The following is a 20,887-nucleotide window of genomic DNA, read 5'->3' as shown; positions in this document are numbered from 1 at the left end:
TGAGTTGGCTGTTGCGCTAATTGCCGGAAAGGCAAAGCTTGTGGTTGTGTTCATTAACAGTGCAATAAAAATTGCGGCGGTGATTGTTTTTAAATTTTTCATGGGTTTAAGTTTTAAGGGTTAATTTTTCGGGTTAATTTTTTTGGGTTTCTGTATCTATGACGAAGCTTTTTTTAATCTGTTACAGTTTTGTATAAAATATATTTTAGTATTTCGAGTAATAACTTGTAAATAAGTTAATTACAGGCGCATTAAATTTTTTTAAGCATCTGTAATTTTTCTAAAATCTGACCTAATTACTTTGTGTAGTGAACATTTGTTCATAATTTTGACTAAAAAGTACTATGGGTGATTTGGTATTTGGACCTGTCCCATCGCGCCGGCTTGGGAAAAGTATTGGCATCAATAATATTCCACCAAAAAATTGTTCTTATGCCTGTGTATATTGCCAGTTGGGTAAGGCTATTGAGATGGAAGCACAGCGAAAACATTTTTATAATCCTCAACAAGTAATTGATGAGGTTGCGGAACGTGTGCGTGTTGTAGAGAAAAATGGTGAAAAGCTTGACTATTTAACATTTGTGCCCGATGGAGAAGCTACCCTGGATGCTAACCTTGAGGAAATTATCAGCGGATTGAAACCATTGAATCGCAAAATGGCAATTATTACCAATAGTTCACTTATCGTTGAGCGTATGACACGTGCCGGATTAAGAACCACAAACGAATCAAATTAGATGAATGATATTAAGAACATAGAAACTTCGCAAACCACCGCACCCGGCATGGGTTATACGCATTGTTGTGCGCCCGCGCCTTCTGTGGTTTATAACGAGGACTGTATCGAAGGGCTAAAACGCTTTTCTGATAATTATTTCGACTTGGCTATTGTTGACCCGCCTTATGGAATAAACCGCAGCGAAATAGCAGGTAAGCAAAGCGGCACAAAATATGGTAATGCTGCTGCTGCAAAGCGTGAATACACCGTAAAAGACTGGGATAAACAAATACCGCCACCTAAATATTTTGTGGAGCTTATGAGAGTATCTAAAAATCAAATTATTTGGGGGGCAAACCATTTTATTAGTCGAATGCCTTTTGATAGTAGTTGCTGGCTTGTGTGGGATAAACAAAATACAGGTGATTTTGCTGATTGTGAACTGGCTTGGTGTAGTTTTAATACTGCAGTAAGAAAGTTTGTTTACAGATGGAATGGAATGCTACAGCAAAATATGAAAAACAAGGAAATAAGAATACACCCCACACAAAAGCCAGTTGCTTTATATGAATGGATACTTCAAAATTATGCGAGCGTTGGCAATTTGATTTTAGATACTCATGTGGGTAGCGGTTCGAGTAGGATAGCTTGTGATAAAGGCGGGTTCAACTTCACAGGCTTTGAAATAGATAAAGACTATTGGGAAGCGCAAGAAAAGCGTTTTTCTGATTATAAACGACAACTGCGTCTGTTCTGAGTGGCATGGCGCACAACTACAGGGAAGATATACGTGAAACTTTAGGCCAACTTGATTTGGTTTCTCTTAAAATTGATGCCATTTCAGAATCCATATGGCGAAAAATCGATCATCCGCATCGGGTTCTTCAGTTAGAACATATTTTAGCGGGAATTGAAATTTTTGCCAGTCAATATTTGGGAGAACTCATTACCGAAACGATGTTGATAGATGGATATAACGACCATTCCAGTGAAATTCATCTTTTGTCCGAATTCATAGGTGCCATAAATCCACATACTGCTTATATTTCTATTCCTACAAGGAGCCCTGCCCGAAAAGATATAAAACCCGCATCTGAGGAGAGAATCAATAAGGCATTTCAGGTTTTTTCATCTAAAATAAAGCATGTAGAATACCTGGTTGGTCATGAAGGTAACGCATTCGCGCATACCGGAGATACACGATTCGATATCTTGAGTATTACTGCTGTGCATCCGATGAGGGAGGACAGTATTAAAGAATTTTTAGAAAAAGATGGAGCAGACTGGAAGGTAATTCAGGAGTTGATCGATGAGGGACGTTTGCTAAAAACTTCCTATAATGGTTACCATTTTTACGTAAGGAAATTTGCCAATCATCAGTTTTAAGATTTATTTTTGTTGTTGCTCTATTAGACTTACTGGGATTTTTTACTGACCACTCCCAATAATATGTTGCACAATATCTTTTTTTCGGTAAATGAAGTATAGATTTTGTCATCATTTATACCAGATTTTTGTTCTAATATTAAAATCGATATAACTATGAAAATAAGTATAATAGGAGCTGGAAACGTAGGCGCTACATGTGCCAATGATATTATCAATTTAAATCTTGCTGATGAGTTGATATTACTCGATGTGAAGGAAGGCATCACTGAAGGAAAAGCACTTGATTTGTGGCAAACTTCATCCATTCAGCAATTTGAAACTTATGTGTCCGGAGTTACAGAAGATTACGAAGCTACAAAAGGCTCAGATGTTGTAGTAATAACAGCCGGATTACCAAGAAAGCCAGGTATGTCTCGTGATGAATTAATCGAAATTAATGCCGGAATTGTGCAGCATGCAACCAAAGAAATCATCAAATATTCACCCGAAGCTAAAATTGTAATAGTATCCAATCCCTTAGATGTTATGACCTATGCTTCTTATATGGTATCAGGCGGCAAATCGCCAAATGAAGTTTTTGGCATGGCGGGTATTCTTGATGCCGCGCGTTACAAAGCATTTATTGCTCAGGAGCTGGATGTAAGTCCGGTAAGTGTACATGCCATCCTGATGGGCGGGCATGGCGATACCATGGTTCCACTTCCCCGTTATACTACAGTTTCGTCAATACCTGTAACAGAGCTACTTTCAAAAGAAAAGTTAGATACTATAATTGAACGCACCAAATATGGTGGAGGAGAGTTGGTGAAGCTGATGGGAACATCCGCATGGTATGCCCCGGGAGCTGCAGCTGCCCAAATGGTATCTGCGATTGTTAAAAATTCACGTCGAGTTTTTCCTGTGAGCTCTTATTTACAAGGTGAGTATGGCCTCAACGACCTTTATATGGGAGTGCCTGTTATACTTGGCAGAAAAGGTATTCAGCAGATTATCGAACTTAAACTCAATGATGAGGAGATGGAATTGGTTCAGAAATCAGCAGAATCAGTGAAAAGTGCGCTTGAAGTACTCAAAAGAAAGGTAAAATAGAGTTTTTCTCATAGCTGAATAATTTGGGAGGCGCTAAGCGTCTCCTTTTTTTTGATTTATCTTATGTATGATCATATAAAAATAGTTGAATAAATGAATGATTGTTTTTATATTGTACCATGCAACTGATTAAGAAAATACAGCAACCTTTTAAGAGCGTTGTTGTTTAACGAACATAAGGTAAACTAAAAATTATTTATTATGAGAAAAGTTTCAGTTATCGGTGCCGGGAATGTTGGTGCAACCTGTGCCAATGTTGTAGCCAGAAAAAACATTGTTAATAATGTGGTATTACTTGACATTAAAGAGGGTGTTGCTGAAGGTAAAGCCCTGGATATGTGGCAAACAGCTTCGGTGGATTATTTCCACACACGCGTAAAGGGTGTAACCAATGACTATGAGGCCACCAAAGACTCAGAAGTAGTGGTTATAACCAGTGGGTTGCCTCGAAAACCTGGAATGTCGCGGGATGACCTCATTAGCACAAATGCAAAAATTGTAAAAGAGGTAACTGAAAATGTGGTAAAATACTCGCCCAATGCCATTATTATTGTAGTATCAAACCCACTGGATGTAATGGCCTACACGGCCTTTATGACGGCAAAACTTCCCAAAGAAAGAGTTATTGGTATGGCCGGAATTCTGGATTCAAGTCGGTATAAGGCATTTATAGCCGATGAATTAAAGATATCTCCAAATTGCATTCATGGTTTATTATTGGGAGGCCATGGCGATTCGATGGTACCTTTACCGAGGTACACTTCTGTTGCCGGAATTCCAGTGCAGCAGCTTATCGATAAAGATCGACTTGATGCTATAATTGAGCGCACGCGTAAAGGTGGTGGCGAGCTTGTTAAGTTGATGGGAACATCGGCATGGTACGCTCCGGGTGCAGCAGCCGCACAAATGGTTGAAGCTGTTATTGATGATGAGCAGTGTTTTCATCCGGTAGCTGCATATCTTGATGGTGAATATGGGTTAAAAGATCTTTATCTTGGCGTTCCAATTATTCTCGGTAGGCAAGGTATTGAGAGAATAATTCAGATAGACTTAAATAAGGAGGAGCGCGAGATGCTGGATAAATCAGCAGAATCAGTGAAAGCTACATTGGAAACGCTGAAGGGCATGAATATTCTGGATTAATTTCAAGGATTATATAAAAGAGCGCTTTGACTCGTGCAAAGCGCTCTTTTTATTTGGGAAAGCTTTTATATTTTAGCCACGCTAGCGTACAAATTTATACCAGAGGTCTTAAATTGAACAATGCCACACGGTCAGTCGACCAGAGGGAGTTCAGCGAAGCTAATCGCGTGGGTCTTTGGTTAAAAATGAATAAACTATATCTCTGAGATTTTAAGTAATTTATCTTCTCTGATTCCTTTAGGGGTTTCTTTCACGGTACAGGCTTCAATGCTTACATCGTGCTGCAGCACAATGGTCCAGTTTTGCTCCAGGGCTTCCTTTAAAATTTTTTCCTTTTCTGAGATTGTTTCTAATGGTAAAATGTCGTAGGCGGCAACATACACCAGGGGGATATTGGCCATTACGGGGATTAAATCGCCGGCAAAAAATACGGTTTTACCATCTTTGTTTATAATTGGAAGCATTAACCCTTTGGTATGGCCATTAAACAGCCTCACTTTGATTCCCGGGATTATTTCGCCCGCATGCTCTACAAGGTTTAACTTATTTGTTTCTTTCAAAGGAAGAATATTCTCTTGAGGGTAAGCCGGTGCTTCTCTGATATTTGCATTTGTAGCCCAGGCCCATTGTGCTTTGCTTACCCAGATTTGAGCATTTGGAAATGCTGCTACAATATCACCATCGGCATTTTTGTCTAATGCCCCTCCACAGTGATCCCAATGAAGATGTGTGAGTATGACATCTGTGATATCTTCCGGTTTATAGCCTTGTGCCGTCAGCGATTTTTCAAGTGTATCGTCTCCATGCAGGTAATGAAAAGCAAGCCATTTCTCATCCTGTTTATTGCCTATTCCTGTGTCTATAAGTACTTTGCGCTCTCCATTGTCGATTAATAAAGCCCTGTCGGCAATACTGCAAAGGTTCTTTTCGTCGGCTTCGTATTTTTTATGCCATAGTTGTTTAGGTATAACGCCGAACATGGTGCCACCATCTGCTTTAAATTTGCCGGTTTCAATGTTGAATATTTTCATATTTTCTGTTTTAATTCGTTATTCTTGTATTTCGGTATTAAACTTGATTTAAACAATTAAATTTAGCGTTCTGATATATCGCAAATTTAGAAAATCACCTAATAATGAAAAGGATATTCAAAGCAAATAGTTTATTCTTTTTCTTATGTTGTTTGGTGGGCATACTCAATAGTTCTGCGAATTATGCCCAATCAGACACTGCTATGCATGGGTATTATGTATTACCCATGGTGGTCGAAGGTGGCGATACCATTGCTTTGGTTGATTTGCGAACTATTACAGTTTATCCTGTACGCGATTTATCGAGAGATACGCGGTTTAACCGGCGCTATATAAGATTGGCTAAAAAAGTCAGGCGTGTATATCCTTATGCACAGTTGGCTGTCGACATACTACAAAGTATATACGATACCTTACCAAATTTGGACACAGAGCGTCAGCAACGGCGCTTTTTGCGTGCCTACGATAAGGCCTTACGCGACCGTTACATGGACGAACTGAAGCAATTGAAGGTCTCGGAAGGCCGTATTTTGCTGAAACTGATCGACAGGGAAACCGGATATACCTCTTACAATCTTGTAAAAGCGCTAAGAGGCAAATTGTCGGCAATGTTTTGGCAATCGCTGGCCAGAATTTTTGGTGAAAACCTCAAAACAGAATACAGCCCACGAGGGGAGGATCGCATTATTGAGGAAATTGTAGTAAAAATCGAAAGCGGACGCCTCGAACCGTTGCCATTGCCAAATAAAAAAGATTAAGCTACTTTGAGTCTTTGGGCGTCGATATCCGATAGTTTGTTCTGTGCGTATTTAAGTGTGATGCGAATCTTATCTTTTTGCTTTGATGGTGCATCATACATGGCATCCACCATGATGTGCTCGCAAATAGATCTCAAGCCTCTGGCGCCCAGTTTAAAGTCAATAGCTTTATCTACTATAAAACCTAAGGCTGTACTATCGAATGATAGTTCAATACCATCCATTTTAAAAAGCTTTTTATATTGCTTAATAATGGAGTTTTTGGGTTCAACCAGGATTTTTTTCAGGGCTTCGCGATCCAGTGGATTAAGGTAAGTAAGCACGGGCAACCGTCCGATTATTTCCGGAATGAGGCCAAAACTTTTTAAATCCTGTGGTGCAATATATTGTAATAAGTTTTCGCGGTCTATTTGGCTGGTTTCTTTTGTCGCATTATAACCCACTACAGTAGTATTGAGCCGGTTGGCTATTTTACGGTCAATTCCGTCGAATGCACCACCACACATAAAGAGAATATTTTTGGTATTGACGGCTATCATTTTTTGGTCCGGATGTTTACGTCCACCCTGTGGGGGCACGTTGATAACGGATCCTTCGAGTAATTTTAATAACCCTTGCTGCACGCCTTCACCCGACACATCCCGGGTTATAGAGGGGTTATCTCCTTTACGTGCAATTTTGTCCAACTCGTCGATAAAAACGATGCCACGTTCTGCAGCCTCAACGTCATAGTCAGCGGCTTGTAACAGTCGTGTTAATACACTTTCGATATCTTCTCCTACATATCCTGCTTCGGTGAGTACTGTAGCATCAACAATGGTAAATGGTACATCAAGCATTTTTGCTATTGTACGGGCTAACAGTGTTTTCCCTGTACCTGTGCGGCCTACTAATGCAATGTTTGACTTTTCTATTTCGGTGTCATCATCAATTTCTTGCATTAGGCGTTTGTAATGGTTGTATACTGCCACAGAGAGGAATTTTTTTGCTGTATCCTGTCCAATGACATATTGGTCCAGAAAATCTTTTATTTCATGTGGCTTTTTGAGCTCAAGCTTCGACGAAGGGAAACTGCTTTTGCGCTTCAATTCTTCATTGACAATGCCGTGTGCCTGCTCTATGCAAGAATCACATATATGTCCACTAATACCTGCTATGAGCAGATTTACATCTTTTTCGTTTCTACCGCAAAATGAGCATTTATTCATTGTGATATTTTTTCCTGTTTAAGGTTTGTGTGTTATATCTCTCCAAAAACTGTGCTACAAATATAAGCTTTTATAACAAGAATGCAGAACCTGATGTGGTTCTGCATTCTGGTGGTGGAGAAGTTATGTTTAGTTTTTCTTTTTGTTGCGATCTAATACTTCATCAATCATTCCATATGCTTTTGCTTCTTCAGCAGTCATCCAAAAGTCACGGTCAGAATCTTTTTCTATTCTTTCAAATTTATTGCCTGAATGTTCTGCAATAATTTCGTAAAGTTCTTTACGTAACTGAATGATTTGTTTGGCTGTAATTTCAATATCTACTGCCTGACCTTGCGCACCACCCATTGGCTGATGAATCATTACACGGGCGTGTTTGAGCGCTGATCGTTTTCCTTTGGTTCCTGCTGTGAGCAATACAGCTCCCATTGAAGCAGCCATTCCTGTACAGATTGTGGCTATGTCGGCCGATATGTACTGCATGGTATCATATATTCCTAAGCCGGCATATACTGAACCTCCGGGTGAATTAAAATATATTTGAATGTCTTTGTTCGGTTCTGTCGATTCAAGAAATAGTAGCTGTGCCTGAATAATATTAGCTACATAATCGTCAATCGGCAGCCCAAGAAATATAATTCTATCCATCATCAGGCGGGAGAATACGTCCATAGTGGCAATATTCATTCTGCGTTCTTCGATAATGGTGGGCGAGATAAAGTTATTGGTTACAGCATTGTTGTACTGGTCTAATGCCATACTGCTTATCCCGAGATGCTTAGTTGCATATTTTCTGAATTCGTCATTATTTTGTGCTGCCATAACCCTAATTATTTAAAAAAGTTATTGAATTCTTCCAGAGAAACTTCTTTTTCTTCAATTTTTACTGAATCCTTGATAAAATCTACGACTTTATTTTCAGCTAATTTATCAAGAATTTTTCTTCTTTCTTCTGGTTTGCTTGCAATTTCTTTGGCATAGTTTTCAAGTTGTTCGTCCGGGATATAGCTCAAGCCGTATTGCATGAATTGCTGACGGGTTGATTCTTTTGCGTAATCCAATACTTCTGACTCTTCAACTTTGAAATCGTTCTCTTTGTAGATTTTGTCTACAATGAGTTGCCATTGCATATCTTCTTTGAACTTATCGTATTCTTCCTCAATTTGTTCTCTTGTCAGTTCTTCGTTTGTTGCATCTAACCAACGTTTTAGGAATTCGTCGGGAAGATTAAGATCAAGTTTTTTGATCAATTTTTCTTTAGCATCCAGTAAGAACTTATATTCACTCTGGTATTTGAAATTTTCTTTGATCTCTTCTACAATTTTTTCACGGAATTGTTTGTCTGAAGTTACAATTCCTTCACCATAAATTTTATCGTAAAGTTCCTGGTTAACTTCAGCAGGGGTAAACTTATTAATTTCGTTAATTGTAATACGGAATTTTCCATCCACTTTAGCTGCATCCTCTTTAGAAATTTCGAGTAATGAAGCTATTTCGGTATCGTTTGGATATGCTTTTTTCAGGTCAAAATCTACTGTGTCTCCAACTTTTTTACCTTCAAACTGCTTTTTAATTTCGTCGTCTTTCATTACCTGTAGCGACATAAGGCTATTTTCTTTCTTAATGCCATCTTCCATTGGATTGTTGTCGGCATCCAGTTGCTCTATATCACCTCTCAGTGTTTCTTCTTTTTCTGTAACTTCATCGACCGGTACATTTTCGCCATTGCGATAGGCATAATTGTTTATGGTATCATCAATTAATTTATCGTCTGGTTTCAGTACGTAGTAATTGAGTTTTTCACGCTTACTAAGATTAACGTCGAAATCTGGGGCAAACGCTACATCAAATTTAAAATCAAATTCATTTTGTTTATCAAAATCAATAGATTCGCTGTCTTCTGATGGGAGTGGTTCGCCCAGAATGTTGAGTTCTTCTTTTTTTAGATAGTCAACAAGCGACTCTGAGAGCATCTTGTTGATTTCGTCTACCAGGATGGCTTTCCCATACATTTTTTTGACATACCCCATTGGTACTTTACCGGGCCTGAAGCCTGGTATATTTGCTTTTTTTCGGTAGTCTTTCAAAACCTTATCTACCTTCTCCTGATAATCGTCCGGTGTGACATTAACGTTTATTACACCATTTAAATCGTCGGTCTTGTTGAGCGTGATTTCCATTATATCAATCCTTAAGTTTCAAATTGTACAATTAGCAAAAAACCGCCACTCTTTCAGGGGCGGTTTCAAATATTGTGCGGATGGAGGGACTCGAACCCACACGCCTTGCGGCACTAGATCCTAAGTCTAGCGCGTCTACCAATTCCGCCACATCCGCCGGTAATTGGATGGCAAAAGTAATGCAATATTTCGAAATTTCAAATTAAACGTGTTTTTTTCTCGTGTTTTTTAATTGCTGACCTTTGCCGATGCTGTTTTGGCTTGATTGTCAGTGGTGAATGCTTTAATCCATTTGTCAGCTAATGGATTGATAATATGAGGAAAATCGGGGTCTATAATTACTCCTGATTCATTTACAAGAATCATATGTGGCAGGCCTTTTATTCCAAGTTGAGTTCTAATATTTGTGGTGTCGCTTACCCAGATATGACTGATTGCATCGTATTTAGTCGCATAGCCTTGCCATTTTTTAAGTTCTTTCTTGCTATCAACCGATATAGAAATTATTTTAAGATTTTTCTTAAAGCGTTTTGCGTAGTTATTTAATTCCGGCATTTGTTTTATACAGGGAATACACCAGGTAGCCCAAAAATCAATAAGCGTGTATTGGGTTGTAAAGGTTATTTCTTTTTTTGTATTATCAGATGTTGTACCGGTAATTATTGGGAATTTATCACCTTTTTTAATTTGTGCGTTTTGTGTGCGTTTTTCATAAAACGCTTTCAGGTTGGAATACACTGACGGTATATATTTCGATAGCGCATGCATTACACTGTCGTTGCGGAGGTTTACCTGTTGTGGTTTAAAATAAAGACTCAAAAATTGCGCTTCAACTTTTGGTGGCACGCCGGCATGGTCTAATTTGCTTAGAATTGTTTTAACATGTTGGTGTATCCACAGACCTGCTGTATCGGTATATTTATGTAGAAGCATGTATGCAGCCGGATATTTTTCGAGCCTGTAATCGGTTAGCGTATTTTTTTGGGGTTGGAATGTGGTGTCGGTAAATAGTTTGAATAGTATCTTGTCGAATTGTGTCCAGCCTTGTACATATCGGTTACTTGAGATGTTTTTTGGCCAAATAAACCTGGTGCTTGTTACGCCTGTGGCTAATTCCTGAGTCCAAAGCTGGTGGTTGTTTATGGCCTGGTTTAATGAGTCTGTAGATATGTTGTTTTGATTGATCTTTAGTTGGGCTTCTTCCCAGATGAAGATTGTTTTTTCGGGATATTTGTTAATGTAAATACTTTTAAGATCAAAAGTATCTAGTAACAGGTTTTGTTTTCCGGGAGCAATTTTTATTATGGAATCTGTAAGCCCGGTCCAGGTATTGTAAATTTCAGCTTTTAAGGTATCTTCTGTTTTATTTTCAATAGGTATGCTGAACCGTTGCTTCTGTTTGCTGCATCCAGCCAATATTAATAATCCAACTACTATGATGGTTAGTTTTTTCATTCTTGTTGGAAAAAGAATTCTTTGAGTTCGTAAATATCGTCTGCTTTTAGTTTCGATTTAAAATCGAAGAAGTCATTAATGGCTTCTTGTAGTTCTTTTGGTGAGATCCAGCCATCTTCATTTTCATCGAGATGTTTAAACTTGTCCGGTATACCGTCGTATTCTTTTGTTTCGCCACCAGCTTTTTCGTAATAATTGTAAATATCTTTGCGTTTTACGGCTTCTGGTTCATAGAGCATGGATATCACATGAAGATCCAGAATACGTATTCCATTATCTCTCACACCAAGGGCTTCCATTGTGGTCCCCTTTTGCTTGTCTTTGTAGTCCGGCACTCCGTCGCGATCTTCATCAAACGGACAACCGCGAAAGTCCACCTTTACGCCTGGTTCTGTGTTGGGGCATACATCGTTAAAGTCATCAACTCCGTCGCTATCCTGGTCTTCATTGTCAGTAACTGTAAACTTGATATTTTTAAAATTCTCTACAGCTACAATTTCTTCAGCCGGGCTAAACATATCGAGTCGAAGCGATGCATAAGTGTAATTGAAATGATCGTTATCGATAAATCCACTGCCATTGCTGTAATTGTCAATGTAGTCAGTAAATGCAAAATGAAAGGCATTTCCTATTCTTAGCGTCAAACGGTCTGTAACTGTAATATTTGCACCAACGTCAACCGGAATGCCAAATGAAAAAAATGAATAATCCTGATCACTGGCATTTCTTGCATCGGTTTCGTAATCCAGGTCTCTGGATATAATGACCGACGATTCGTTGCTGGTTTCACTAACATTTCTGATGGTACCATCGCTCCAGTAGTGGTATGGCATTTGGTTCCCGTTATCATCGGTATACGCTAAATCTGTTTTGGCCCTGAACTGTAGCGTTTCAATACCAATTGAAATATAAGGGAGAATAGGGCGTTTACGTTTGAATACGTTTATAAAGTTATAGGTAAAGGCTACTCCGGAAGTTGTGATTTCCGTATAAAAATTTTTATTGGAGTTATTAAGAAGGTAAGATTCGACAACGTTATCGTTGCCTTCTGTGGGTACTATTGAACTTTCTGTGTTATAGCCTGTTTTAGTACCTCCGAATTTACCGAAAACAAAGTATAGATCAAATTCGAAGCTTTCTCCAATTGTTCTGGAAATTACAGCTTTTGTTCCCCAATAACCTTGCATGGGATTATAGGGGGTTTTGCTTTTTACATCCCCCAGGAATGTGAACATACCCTGGCCAATCCCGATTACGGGTTTAAAAACAGTATTGAAGACATCGGTTTCACCTTCTTCCTCCAGCAGCAATGTGGTTTCATATTCTTCGTCTAACTGACTAAAGCTGGCAATAGGGAATAGAAAAAGATAGCTAAGTGCAAAGCCAAAAATATATTTAAATAGTATCAATTGTTTCATAGTTATTTATACCATTTCTGATTGGCAATCATCAGGGCTTCTTGCACTGTAATTCTTTGGCCATTATTGTATGCACAGACAAATGCATCATCAATTGGTGTGGTTTCCCATATTATATTGCGATGGTCTCTTGCTTTTTTATAAACGAAATGAGAACCTACCGTATATTTATGCCAACCCTGATGGATTTCTATCTGAACATTATCTTTGAGTTTTCTTCTTCTGAAATATGCTTCTTCAACAAGCTTGTGCCCTGCAGCTACCTGCACACGGTATGTTATGCCTTTTGAGACTGCAATGGCATAATTTGTTTCGCGGTAGGTTTGAGTTTTTGTTTCATCGGTTTGGGTGTAATCTGTGCCGGTTTGTTGCTCTTGCTGATTTTGTGTTTGGTTGTCAGTATATGTTTGGTCGTTGGTTTGCTGATCATTTGATACGTCTGCGGTTTCATCGTTTGTTTGGTTATCAGCAGTATAATCTGTGTTGGCAAATCGGTCTCCTGCATCCAGTAAGTCTGTTTTTTCTTCTTCGTCAGGGATGGGGGTGTTATCAACAACCAAATCATCTTCGGCAAATTCTTCCAGGTCTACCTGGCGCTCGGCAATATCTATTACGTGGTTTCTTCCGTTCCTCGTATATGTCATTTCTCCGTTGATAAGGAAGGCCTGATTAGGAATTTCTTCGGTTTGTATGAGTTTGTAGGTAACTACAAAGTGTTCATCATTGGGAAATTGCATCCACATAAATTTTAGTATGCGGCCATTGTTGGTAAACATTGCATTTTTACTACGCAGGCTGATGGCTTTGTATCCGCGTGGGATTTGTTCCTGGATTTTACCAAATTGGTTTATTCCTACTTTATTGACAACGAGTAAATTTACAATAATTTCGTCGTTTTCATTCAGGTAAGGTTTTTGGCGTATGCAGTCAATTTCTTTCATTCGTACGCCTTGGTAGTTATAAGTGTTTGTAGCTGTAAGGTCTTCGGCACTTTCACTTCCTTTTACTGTTATAGTATGGGGTGGTACCTCTTCTATTGTGGGATTGTTGTCTTTAATGAAAGCAAAACTCGACCGTAATTGGAAATCGCCTGACACAGTGGGTGGAACAGTAACGTCGAAGGTAATTGTAAACCGGTCATCGTAAGGTAATGTTAGCCATTGTATCCTGGCTTTTTGATCTGAGAAGTTAAAAGAACCCCCATTTGATTCTTTGGCTTTGGCTTTAAATCCATTGGGTAATTCCATTTGGTATCGGCCAAAGGCACCGATATTGCTTTTATCGATCGTTACACTAACGGTAAACTGATCGCCGGCATCCACTTCATCAGGGATGTTTTGTGTAATAGATACGCCTCCAAAAATATTGGAAAGTATCAATATTACGAGAAAATTAAATGCCACAGCCAGCGACTTAATCATTTTTTATCTTTTTTTGGCTATTTATCAGCAATAATACGCAATAAATCAATAAATTTAAAAAAATCAGACAAAAAAGTGCAGGATTATTGATAAACAGGAAGAACTTATAGATTTGAGGTGTAGTTTTTTTGATTTGTTGCAACAGGCATTATTTTGTTTAAAAGTAGGCTGTGGCATGATAAAATATACTTTGAGTTTTATTTAACAGCAATGGACTCTATTTCTACGAGTGCTCCTTTAGGGAGGTTGGCTACTTCGTATGCAGCTCTTGCCGGCGGATTGGTTTTGAAATATTCTGCATAAATTTCATTCATATCGCCAAAATCATCTATGCTGTCTAGTAATACAGTGGCTTTTACTATGTTTTCCATCGTCATTCCGGCGGCTTCGAGAATGTGCTTTGTGTTTTCTAAAGATTGTTTTGTTTGCGCTTTTACTCCATTCGGCATTTCGCCGGTTTTAGGATCAATAGGAAGTTGTCCCGAGATGAAGAGCATGCCGTTGGCCTCTGTGGCTTGACTGTATGGACCTATGGCTTTTGGTGCATTTTGTGTTTGGATTATTTTTTTCATAATAAAGCGTTTTAATTTAATATAACAGGTTTATAGAAAAGTAATGTGGTCATTTTTTGAACTATCCTATCACAACTGATAATTAATTTGAACCAACCCTTTTCTGCGATTGTTATAATTTCCAATTAATTATGTAAATTCGTTCAGTGATAGTTGTATTTTAACTATGATCAAAAATAGTAAAAATATTGCTAAGCATTTATAATATGATTATTAAACTCACATTAGAAAACTAATAAACTGCTTATAATTATGAAAAAAAATTTGTTTTACTTGATGTTTGGATTGCTTTTACCGGCATCTTCTATGGCACAAAGCGAAGTGTCCCGCTTTTTGAGTTCCGGTGCTTCAGATATGGAGAAGCTCACAGAAGCATATCTTGAGCCATTTGGAAAGGGCTTTGGGACAGCCATGAATGCCGGGTGGTACAATACTGGAAAAGCCCACCAGGTTTTTGGTTTCGATGTTACTATCAGTACCACACTTGCAATGGTTCCTTCTCAGGACGAAAGTTTTGACTTAGATAATTACACCTGGAATTTTTTATTACCCGGAGTTGACTCGGAAAGCCCTACTATAGCTGGTAGTGGCGATGGGGCATCGGTAGGTATTGATATGGGGGGTGGCAATCGGATTAGTAATCTTTATGATTTACCTTCTGGTACTGGCTTTGCCATGGTGCCTTTACCTATGATGCAAGTTGGAGTGGGTGTGTTCAAAGGTACTGATTTATCTTTCCGGTTCTTTCCTGAAATGGACTTTGGCGACTTTGGCAAGATTGGGATGTTTGGGTTTGGCTTGCGCCATGATTTCAAACAATGGATTCCTGGTTTCAATAAGTTGCCTTTCGACATGTCGGCACAGTTTGGATGGAGCCGGCTGAGTGGCACCTACAACAAGGTAGCGTATTATCCAACTGATTATATTGATGCCCCCTTTGAGGTTGTTGATCCTTTTTTACCCACAACAGAGGAGGGTATTGCCAACGATTATTACAGAACCCAGGATCTTACGCTTACGAGTTCGGCGTGGAATACCAATTTAATAATTTCTAAAAAACTTGCAGTCCTTACGGGTTATGTAAGTATTGGGTATGCTGCCAGCAGTTTTAATATTGCACTAAATGGTACTTATTTATTGCCTGACTATGTCCTTGCGACGGATCCGGCCTATAATTCGGATGATGATGAAAATGGAGATGGTATTATTACAGTACTTGATGAATCGAATGAAATGACCGATCCGATTGATGCTACAATTAAACATAGTTCGGTTAATACATCAGTAGGATTACGGTTGAAGCTATCATTATTGACCCTTCATGCCGCTTATATTTATCAGGATTACTCTATGTATAACGTTGGTTTAGGCGTGTCTTTCAATTAAAAATTGAGATTTTTGATAAAAAAAAGAGGCTGTCTAAAAAGGCAGCCTTTTTTCATGCTGCAATTTTACGATAAATATTTACGATTTTTGTTGTATTGTATTTTTTTCGATTTTGGCTGAATTGAGCAAAAATTTTGGGCAATATTTGTTGAAAAAACGCAAAAAATTGTTGAAAACAGTTGTTTTTTAGGGAATTAGAGACAATCTTGGCTATTTTTCTTAAATTGTGAGAGATTGCAATTAGGCCAAATTCCAGATCTACACCATCTAACCCTCTGTATGTAAATCGATTGAAGTTGTTATTGAATTTAATTTGACCAAATACAGCTTCTGGTTCAATTGGTCGCATACTTCTATGATATAATCCCTCTTCACTTAAAAGTTTTTCTTTTGCCTTTTTTCTGTATTTTATCATTTCATGATTGAGTTCTATCCTTCTATTACCAGTGCTTTTGTGGCATTGTGATCGAAGAGGGCACCCCTTACAATTTTTTGCCTGGTAAATACTTACTTGAGACATATATCCCAAATCTGACTTTCTTTGCTTATTGCCTATGAAGTTCATGATTTGTCCCATCGGACATACCAGATAGTTTTTTTCCTCATTGTAATATAAGTTAGAAGGGTAAAAAGGGTTGTTCTTGAATTTTCGTTTCTGTTCTTTATGAAAGTAATTATACTTAACAAATGCCTCAATATTAAATTGCTCAGCATACTTGTAATTATGCTCGCTTCCATAACCGGCATCTGCTACAAGCGTTCCGGGTAATTTACCATAATGCCTGTAAAACTGGCTCAGATGGGGGATTAAAGTGGCTGTATCTCCTGGCCGCTGATGGATAGAATAATTAGTGATTATCTGATTTTCTGTACTAATCTGCACGTTATAAGCAGGTTTGAGTTGACCGTTCATCATGTGATCCTCCTTCATGCGCATAAAGGTTGCATCAACATCTGTTTTAGAATAGCTATTTCGATCTTCTAATATATCAAGTTGTTTTTCATATTTTTTTAATCTGGGCAAATGTTTATCTTTGAGAGCGGTAACTGCTTTATGTTGTTGCTTAGAGAGTTGTGAGTACTTTTCATTTATCTTTTCAATTTTTTCTTCCAATACTTTTGAGTCAAAACTTTTGAAGCCTACATCTTCGCTTTGTGGTTCATTGTCAACTTCGATAGTATGTTCAATATCTTTTAAAATGGAATCAAGTTTATCTTCAAGTTTTTGCTTATATTTTTCTGTAGCTTTCTTCCAAACAAAGGTGTATTTATTCGAAGCCGCCTCAATCTTGGTGCCGTCAATATACTGTTTATCAAGACTTACATAACCCATCTCAGACATTATTCTGACCAACTCTGCAAACAAATCCTGAATTCGGCCCTTTAATCTTTTACTTCTAAAATTGTTAATAGTACGGAAATCAGGGGTGCTATTGCCAGAAATCCACATGTAGTAGATATTTTCTTTTAACTGTTTGGCAATTTTGCGACAAGAATAGATGTTGCTTAAGTAACTGTAAAACAATATTTTAATCATTACCTTTGGATGATAGGAACTTGTCCCGCCACCTTTATAGGATGAAAAAATATCGTCAATTCTTAAAGAGTCAACAATCTGATTTACAATGCGTACGGGGTGATTAGCCTCGATCTTGTCGCCTATGTTACTAGGAAACAGGACTGCCTGTTGGGAAGTAACCGTTTTAAATCGTATATTTGATTTTACGTTCATTTGACAACCTTAATTTACTAATAATTAAGGAGAACGCAAAATAAAAAAGGGCTGCCCAATACTTTTTGGACAGCCTCTTTTTTGTTTTGGTAATTATTATTTTATTGTTCTTGATGCCAATAAAGCTGCTCCTATTATTCCTGCATGGTTGAGCAGCTCTGCTGGTTTAACCGGTGTTTTAACCGTTATTGTATCAGCATATTTGTGGAACTTTTTACTTGTACCCCCACCTAATACAAATAGATCCGGGTAAAAAAGTTTATCAAAATAATTTAATACGATGTTGAATCGTTCTCCCCATTCTGTTCTGCTGAGATCTTCTTTTTTTCTTACCGCGTCAGAAGCAAAGTGCTCTACTTTCATTCCATTGTCCAGGTAAACGTGTCCCAACTCTGAATTGGGGATCAGCAGTCCCTGATTGATAATGGCCGAACCAATACCTGTACCTATGGTTAAAAAAATAGCTAGCCCTTTGTATCCTTTAACACATCCAAATTCTAGTTCTGCAGTACCGGCTGCATCAGCATCGTTAAACACATGTACAGGTTGCCCGGTAATGTGACTAAAAACCTCATTTACGTTTACATTGATGCACGATTTGTGGATATTGGAGGCTGTTTTTACCACTCCATTTTGTATAACTGAGGGAAATCCGCAGCCAATAGGACCTTCATATTTGAAATGGTCAACAATAGCTTTGACCGTTTCCGATATGTCGTCAATTGTGGCTGGTTGTGGAGTCGGAATGCGGTGCCTTTCCTTTAAAAATTCACCAGTATTGGTATCTACAATTGTACCTTTTATACCCGATCCTCCAATGTCTATTCCTAATACTTCCATTTTATCATAATTTGAAGTAAAATAATGAAAAACCTTTTAATATCACAAATACAATTCAAAAACGAAAAATCTTATTGTGCCTAAGTCAGCATTTGATATACGAATTCTATAGTTTTTAAATCAATCTCAATTATCGTAATACTCTTTTTGAGAGATAAATTTTGCAGTGATCTCTTGCCATGTTGAGGAATATACAGAAGTGAAAACGGGAGAGTGATTTTTAAGTTTAAATTACAGCAAGAACAGCATCATTTTGTTTTATACAGTCCTGATTAGAATCCTGTTTTGCAACATATTTGTTTTTTAACGCAAGGTATTTGTTGTATATTTACGTGTCTGCGCAATGCAATTTTGTATTGTAAGGACTCTGTAAAACTTAAACTGATCCGGAGGTAAAACTGATGGAAAGGCGAATCGGAGCAGCCGTCATTATTGTAAAAGACAAAGCTGCAATATTTAAGCTCAATAAAATAGTTTCAGCGCATGCCAATATTGTAATTGGCCGGCAGGGCATTCCTTTGCAACAAAAGGACATAAATGTCATAACACTTGTGCTTGAAGGTTCCACTGATGACATAGGTTCACTTACGGGTCAGCTCGGACGTTTAGACGGAGTGCAAATAAAATCGGCACTCATAAAAGACGAGCAATATGGATCTTGAAAATCACTATGAAAAAATAGGACAATGGCTGACGGAGCAATTTCAGATTGATGTTATTGTTTGTCGCATTTATGGTAAGCGATGGGCTTATAAATGGAGCAATATCAGTGATATTGAAAATGCAAAGCGTATTCAGCTTACGCCTGAAGCAGGCTTAATTATTCCTGCCGAAACCAGTGAAGAAACAACTATTTTGCTCAAAGAAAAAGCTCGCTCGTATTGGTTTGACCTTTGAAAACAAAACAGGCGTTTGTGCCTGTTAAAAAAGTACATCTATGCAATTTACACCAGAAAAATATCGTATCGAAGACCGCCCAATGGAACCATTCATTGATGTGGAAGAAATTGAAGATTTCTTGAACAATGCCCACCCAGATAAAGATGCTGTAGAGACAATCATCCAAAAATCTTTGAACAAGGAACGGTTAAATCTCCAGGAAGTTGCCACGCTTCTGCAGGCCGATGATCCTGAATTAATTGAACACATAAAAGAAGGCGCACGGGAACTTAAACGCAAAGTATACGGTAATCGTATTGTATTGTTTGCCCCTTTGTACATTGGAAACCACTGCACAAATAATTGTAAATACTGTGGTTTCAGGGTAACAAACACCGAAGCAGAGCGCATGACACTTACCGATGAAGAAATTGTACAGGAGGTTGAAGCGCTTGAAGATAATGGTCAAAAGCGATTGATACTTGTTTATGGAGAACACCCAAAATATAATGCTGATTATATAGCCCATACTGTTGAAACAGTCTATGGCGTTAAAAAGGGTAATGGTGAAATTCGCAGGGTAAATATTAACGCTGCTCCACTTGATTTTGAAGGCTTTAAAAAAGTACATGAAGCCGGTATAGGCACATATCAAATTTTTCAGGAAACTTATCATCCGGAAGTATACAAGTCGTATCATCTTGGTGGCAAAAAAGCTGACTATAATTACAGGTTAACCTCACTTGACCGTGCTATGGAAGCCGGAATTGATGATGTTGGTCTGGGAGCCTTGTTTGGGTTGTACGATTGGAAATTTGAGGTGATGGCAATGGTTCGTCATACCAATCATTTGGAGGCTTGTTACAACGTGGGGCCACACACTTTGTCTTTTCCACGTATAACAGACAGTACCTCCATTGATATGACAGATAAGTATATGGTCAATGACGAAGATTTTAAAAGACTTGTTGCCATTTTGCGTCTGGCTGTACCTTATACCGGTATGATTCTTACAGCACGCGAAAGTGCTAATGTGCGGAAGGAAGTGATTGAATTTGGCGTTTCTCAAATCGACGGTGGCACAAAACTGGAACTTGGATCTTATCACGATAGTAAGAATGAAAAGCAGAACCTCAACCGGGAACAATTCATGATTAACGATAACCGCTCATTAAATGAAATAATCGACGAGCTGCTCGATACAGGCAAATTGCCCTCATTCTGCACTGCATGCTATAGATTGGGTAGAACTGGCGAGCATTTTATGGAGTTTTCCGTTCCCGGTTTTATTAAACGTTATTGCACACCTAATGCTATTCTAACCTTATCGGAATACCTGGTAGATTATGCTTCTGATGAAACCGCAAAAAAAGGATGGAAAATAATTGAAAATACCATCAACACGGAATTAGACGGGTTTAAAAATAATGAGGAGCTCAGAGCACGTATAGACAAAATAAAACAAGGAGAGCGCGACCTCTATTTCTAAAGTCTCTTTTGGTTTTTTTACAATAATAATTATGGAAGCCGGATATCTGAGAATATTCGGCTTTTTTTAATTCCAAAATGTTTTAAACGGGCAAATTATAGCTACCGGGAAAATCTATTTTGCAAAAACACTCAACGGGCTTTTTTGTTAGTTAATAAACAAACCATAAATCCTTAATC

20 protein-coding genes and 1 tRNA gene are annotated in these 20,887 nt (G+C 38.2%); 10 read left to right on the top strand and 11 right to left on the bottom strand.

All coding sequences use genetic code 11. The features are described from left to right. The first annotated feature begins 344 nt into the window (after positions 1 to 344). The 5 genes from ACTB0Y_RS05265 to mdh (ACTB0Y_RS05245) all read left to right on the top strand — a co-directional run bounded on the left by ACTB0Y_RS05265 (position 345) and on the right by mdh (ACTB0Y_RS05245) (position 4,339). A complete protein-coding gene (locus ACTB0Y_RS05265; RefSeq protein ID WP_463205755.1) occupies positions 345 to 737 on the top strand; it encodes a radical SAM protein in 393 nt (130 codons plus the stop codon). Then, positions 738 to 1,475 carry a DNA methyltransferase gene (locus tag ACTB0Y_RS05260; protein WP_463205754.1) on the top strand — a complete coding sequence of 246 codons (738 nt, stop codon included), beginning with the start codon at positions 738 to 740 and terminating at the stop codon, positions 1,473 to 1,475. A gap of 5 nt (positions 1,476 to 1,480) precedes the next feature. Then, positions 1,481 to 2,104: a hypothetical protein gene (locus ACTB0Y_RS05255; protein WP_463205753.1), complete on the top strand. Its 624-nt coding sequence runs from the start codon at positions 1,481 to 1,483 to the stop codon at positions 2,102 to 2,104. A 156-nt stretch (positions 2,105 to 2,260) separates the two neighbouring features. Next, positions 2,261 to 3,196: a malate dehydrogenase gene (gene mdh, locus ACTB0Y_RS05250; protein ID WP_463205752.1), complete on the top strand. Its 936-nt coding sequence runs from the start codon at positions 2,261 to 2,263 to the stop codon at positions 3,194 to 3,196. A 201-nt stretch (positions 3,197 to 3,397) separates the two neighbouring features. Beyond that, a complete protein-coding gene (gene mdh, locus ACTB0Y_RS05245; RefSeq protein WP_463205751.1) occupies positions 3,398 to 4,339 on the top strand; it encodes a malate dehydrogenase in 942 nt (313 codons plus the stop codon). A 194-nt stretch (positions 4,340 to 4,533) separates the two neighbouring features. On the opposite strand, the gene ACTB0Y_RS05240 is transcribed toward mdh (ACTB0Y_RS05245), so the two are convergent. Next, positions 4,534 to 5,370 carry an MBL fold metallo-hydrolase gene (locus tag ACTB0Y_RS05240; protein ID WP_463205750.1) on the bottom strand — a complete coding sequence of 279 codons (837 nt, stop codon included), beginning with the start codon at positions 5,368 to 5,370 and terminating at the stop codon, positions 4,534 to 4,536. Positions 5,371 to 5,474: 104 nt separating this feature from the next. Between ACTB0Y_RS05240 and ACTB0Y_RS05235 the strand changes: the two genes are divergently transcribed. Then, positions 5,475 to 6,128: a DUF4294 domain-containing protein gene (locus ACTB0Y_RS05235; protein WP_463205749.1), complete on the top strand. Its 654-nt coding sequence runs from the start codon at positions 5,475 to 5,477 to the stop codon at positions 6,126 to 6,128. Here ACTB0Y_RS05235 and clpX read toward each other — a convergent pair. The 8 genes from clpX to ACTB0Y_RS05195 all read right to left on the bottom strand — a co-directional run bounded on the left by clpX (position 6,125) and on the right by ACTB0Y_RS05195 (position 14,382). Continuing rightward, a complete protein-coding gene (gene clpX / locus ACTB0Y_RS05230) occupies positions 6,125 to 7,336 on the bottom strand; it encodes an ATP-dependent Clp protease ATP-binding subunit ClpX (RefSeq protein WP_463205748.1) in 1,212 nt (403 codons plus the stop codon). The genes ACTB0Y_RS05235 and clpX overlap by 4 nt on opposite strands. Before the next feature lie 129 nt (positions 7,337 to 7,465). After that, positions 7,466 to 8,158, bottom strand: a complete 693-nt coding sequence (clpP, locus tag ACTB0Y_RS05225) for an ATP-dependent Clp endopeptidase proteolytic subunit ClpP (RefSeq protein WP_463205747.1) — start codon at positions 8,156 to 8,158, stop codon at positions 7,466 to 7,468. An 8-nt stretch (positions 8,159 to 8,166) separates the two neighbouring features. Beyond that, positions 8,167 to 9,516, bottom strand: a complete 1,350-nt coding sequence (tig, locus tag ACTB0Y_RS05220) for a trigger factor (RefSeq protein ID WP_463205746.1) — start codon at positions 9,514 to 9,516, stop codon at positions 8,167 to 8,169. A 75-nt stretch (positions 9,517 to 9,591) separates the two neighbouring features. Next, a tRNA-Leu gene (locus ACTB0Y_RS05215) sits at positions 9,592 to 9,673 on the bottom strand. Positions 9,674 to 9,744: 71 nt separating this feature from the next. Then, positions 9,745 to 10,971 (bottom strand): TlpA family protein disulfide reductase, encoded by a 1,227-nt coding sequence (locus tag ACTB0Y_RS05210; RefSeq protein WP_463205745.1) that lies wholly within the window; start codon positions 10,969 to 10,971, stop codon positions 9,745 to 9,747. After that, on the bottom strand, positions 10,968 to 12,389 hold the full coding sequence (locus ACTB0Y_RS05205; RefSeq protein ID WP_463205744.1) for a hypothetical protein: 1,422 nt from the start codon (positions 12,387 to 12,389) through the stop codon (positions 10,968 to 10,970). Before ACTB0Y_RS05205 ends, ACTB0Y_RS05210 begins: the two co-directional genes overlap by 4 nt. 2 nt (positions 12,390 to 12,391) lie before the next feature. Continuing rightward, complete coding sequence (locus tag ACTB0Y_RS05200) at positions 12,392 to 13,810, bottom strand: hypothetical protein (RefSeq protein ID WP_463205743.1); 1,419 nt, start codon at positions 13,808 to 13,810, stop codon at positions 12,392 to 12,394. A gap of 197 nt (positions 13,811 to 14,007) precedes the next feature. Then, positions 14,008 to 14,382 (bottom strand): RidA family protein, encoded by a 375-nt coding sequence (locus tag ACTB0Y_RS05195; protein WP_463205742.1) that lies wholly within the window; start codon positions 14,380 to 14,382, stop codon positions 14,008 to 14,010. Between the two features lie 252 nt (positions 14,383 to 14,634). Here ACTB0Y_RS05195 and ACTB0Y_RS05190 point away from each other — a divergent pair, with 252 nt between their 5' ends. Further along, a complete protein-coding gene (locus ACTB0Y_RS05190) occupies positions 14,635 to 15,768 on the top strand; it encodes a DUF6588 family protein (protein WP_463205741.1) in 1,134 nt (377 codons plus the stop codon). Between the two features lie 52 nt (positions 15,769 to 15,820). On the opposite strand, the gene ACTB0Y_RS05185 is transcribed toward ACTB0Y_RS05190, so the two are convergent. Both ACTB0Y_RS05185 and ppgK read right to left on the bottom strand, forming a co-directional pair. Further along, positions 15,821 to 17,500: an IS1182 family transposase gene (locus ACTB0Y_RS05185; protein WP_463205740.1), complete on the bottom strand. Its 1,680-nt coding sequence runs from the start codon at positions 17,498 to 17,500 to the stop codon at positions 15,821 to 15,823. Positions 17,501 to 17,596: 96 nt separating this feature from the next. Beyond that, complete coding sequence (gene ppgK, locus ACTB0Y_RS05180; RefSeq protein WP_463205739.1) at positions 17,597 to 18,340, bottom strand: polyphosphate--glucose phosphotransferase; 744 nt, start codon at positions 18,338 to 18,340, stop codon at positions 17,597 to 17,599. 401 nt (positions 18,341 to 18,741) lie between these two features. Here ppgK and ACTB0Y_RS05175 point away from each other — a divergent pair, with 401 nt between their 5' ends. The 3 genes from ACTB0Y_RS05175 to hydG are packed head-to-tail and all read left to right on the top strand — an operon-like array spanning position 18,742 to position 20,708. After that, positions 18,742 to 19,002 (top strand): TM1266 family iron-only hydrogenase system putative regulator, encoded by a 261-nt coding sequence (locus tag ACTB0Y_RS05175; protein ID WP_463205738.1) that lies wholly within the window; start codon positions 18,742 to 18,744, stop codon positions 19,000 to 19,002. Further along, on the top strand, positions 18,992 to 19,237 hold the full coding sequence (locus ACTB0Y_RS05170; protein ID WP_463205737.1) for a hypothetical protein: 246 nt from the start codon (positions 18,992 to 18,994) through the stop codon (positions 19,235 to 19,237). Before ACTB0Y_RS05175 ends, ACTB0Y_RS05170 begins: the two co-directional genes overlap by 11 nt. A 40-nt stretch (positions 19,238 to 19,277) precedes the next feature. Beyond that, entirely contained in the window at positions 19,278 to 20,708 is a 1,431-nt protein-coding gene (gene hydG / locus ACTB0Y_RS05165; protein ID WP_463205735.1) for a [FeFe] hydrogenase H-cluster radical SAM maturase HydG, read from the top strand. Positions 20,709 to 20,887 lie beyond the last annotated feature (179 nt).

This window comes from Salinivirga sp. (assembly GCF_055145285.1).
The sequence above is the reverse complement of the archived record's forward strand: the minus strand, read 5'-3'. Positions and strand labels throughout refer to the sequence as shown.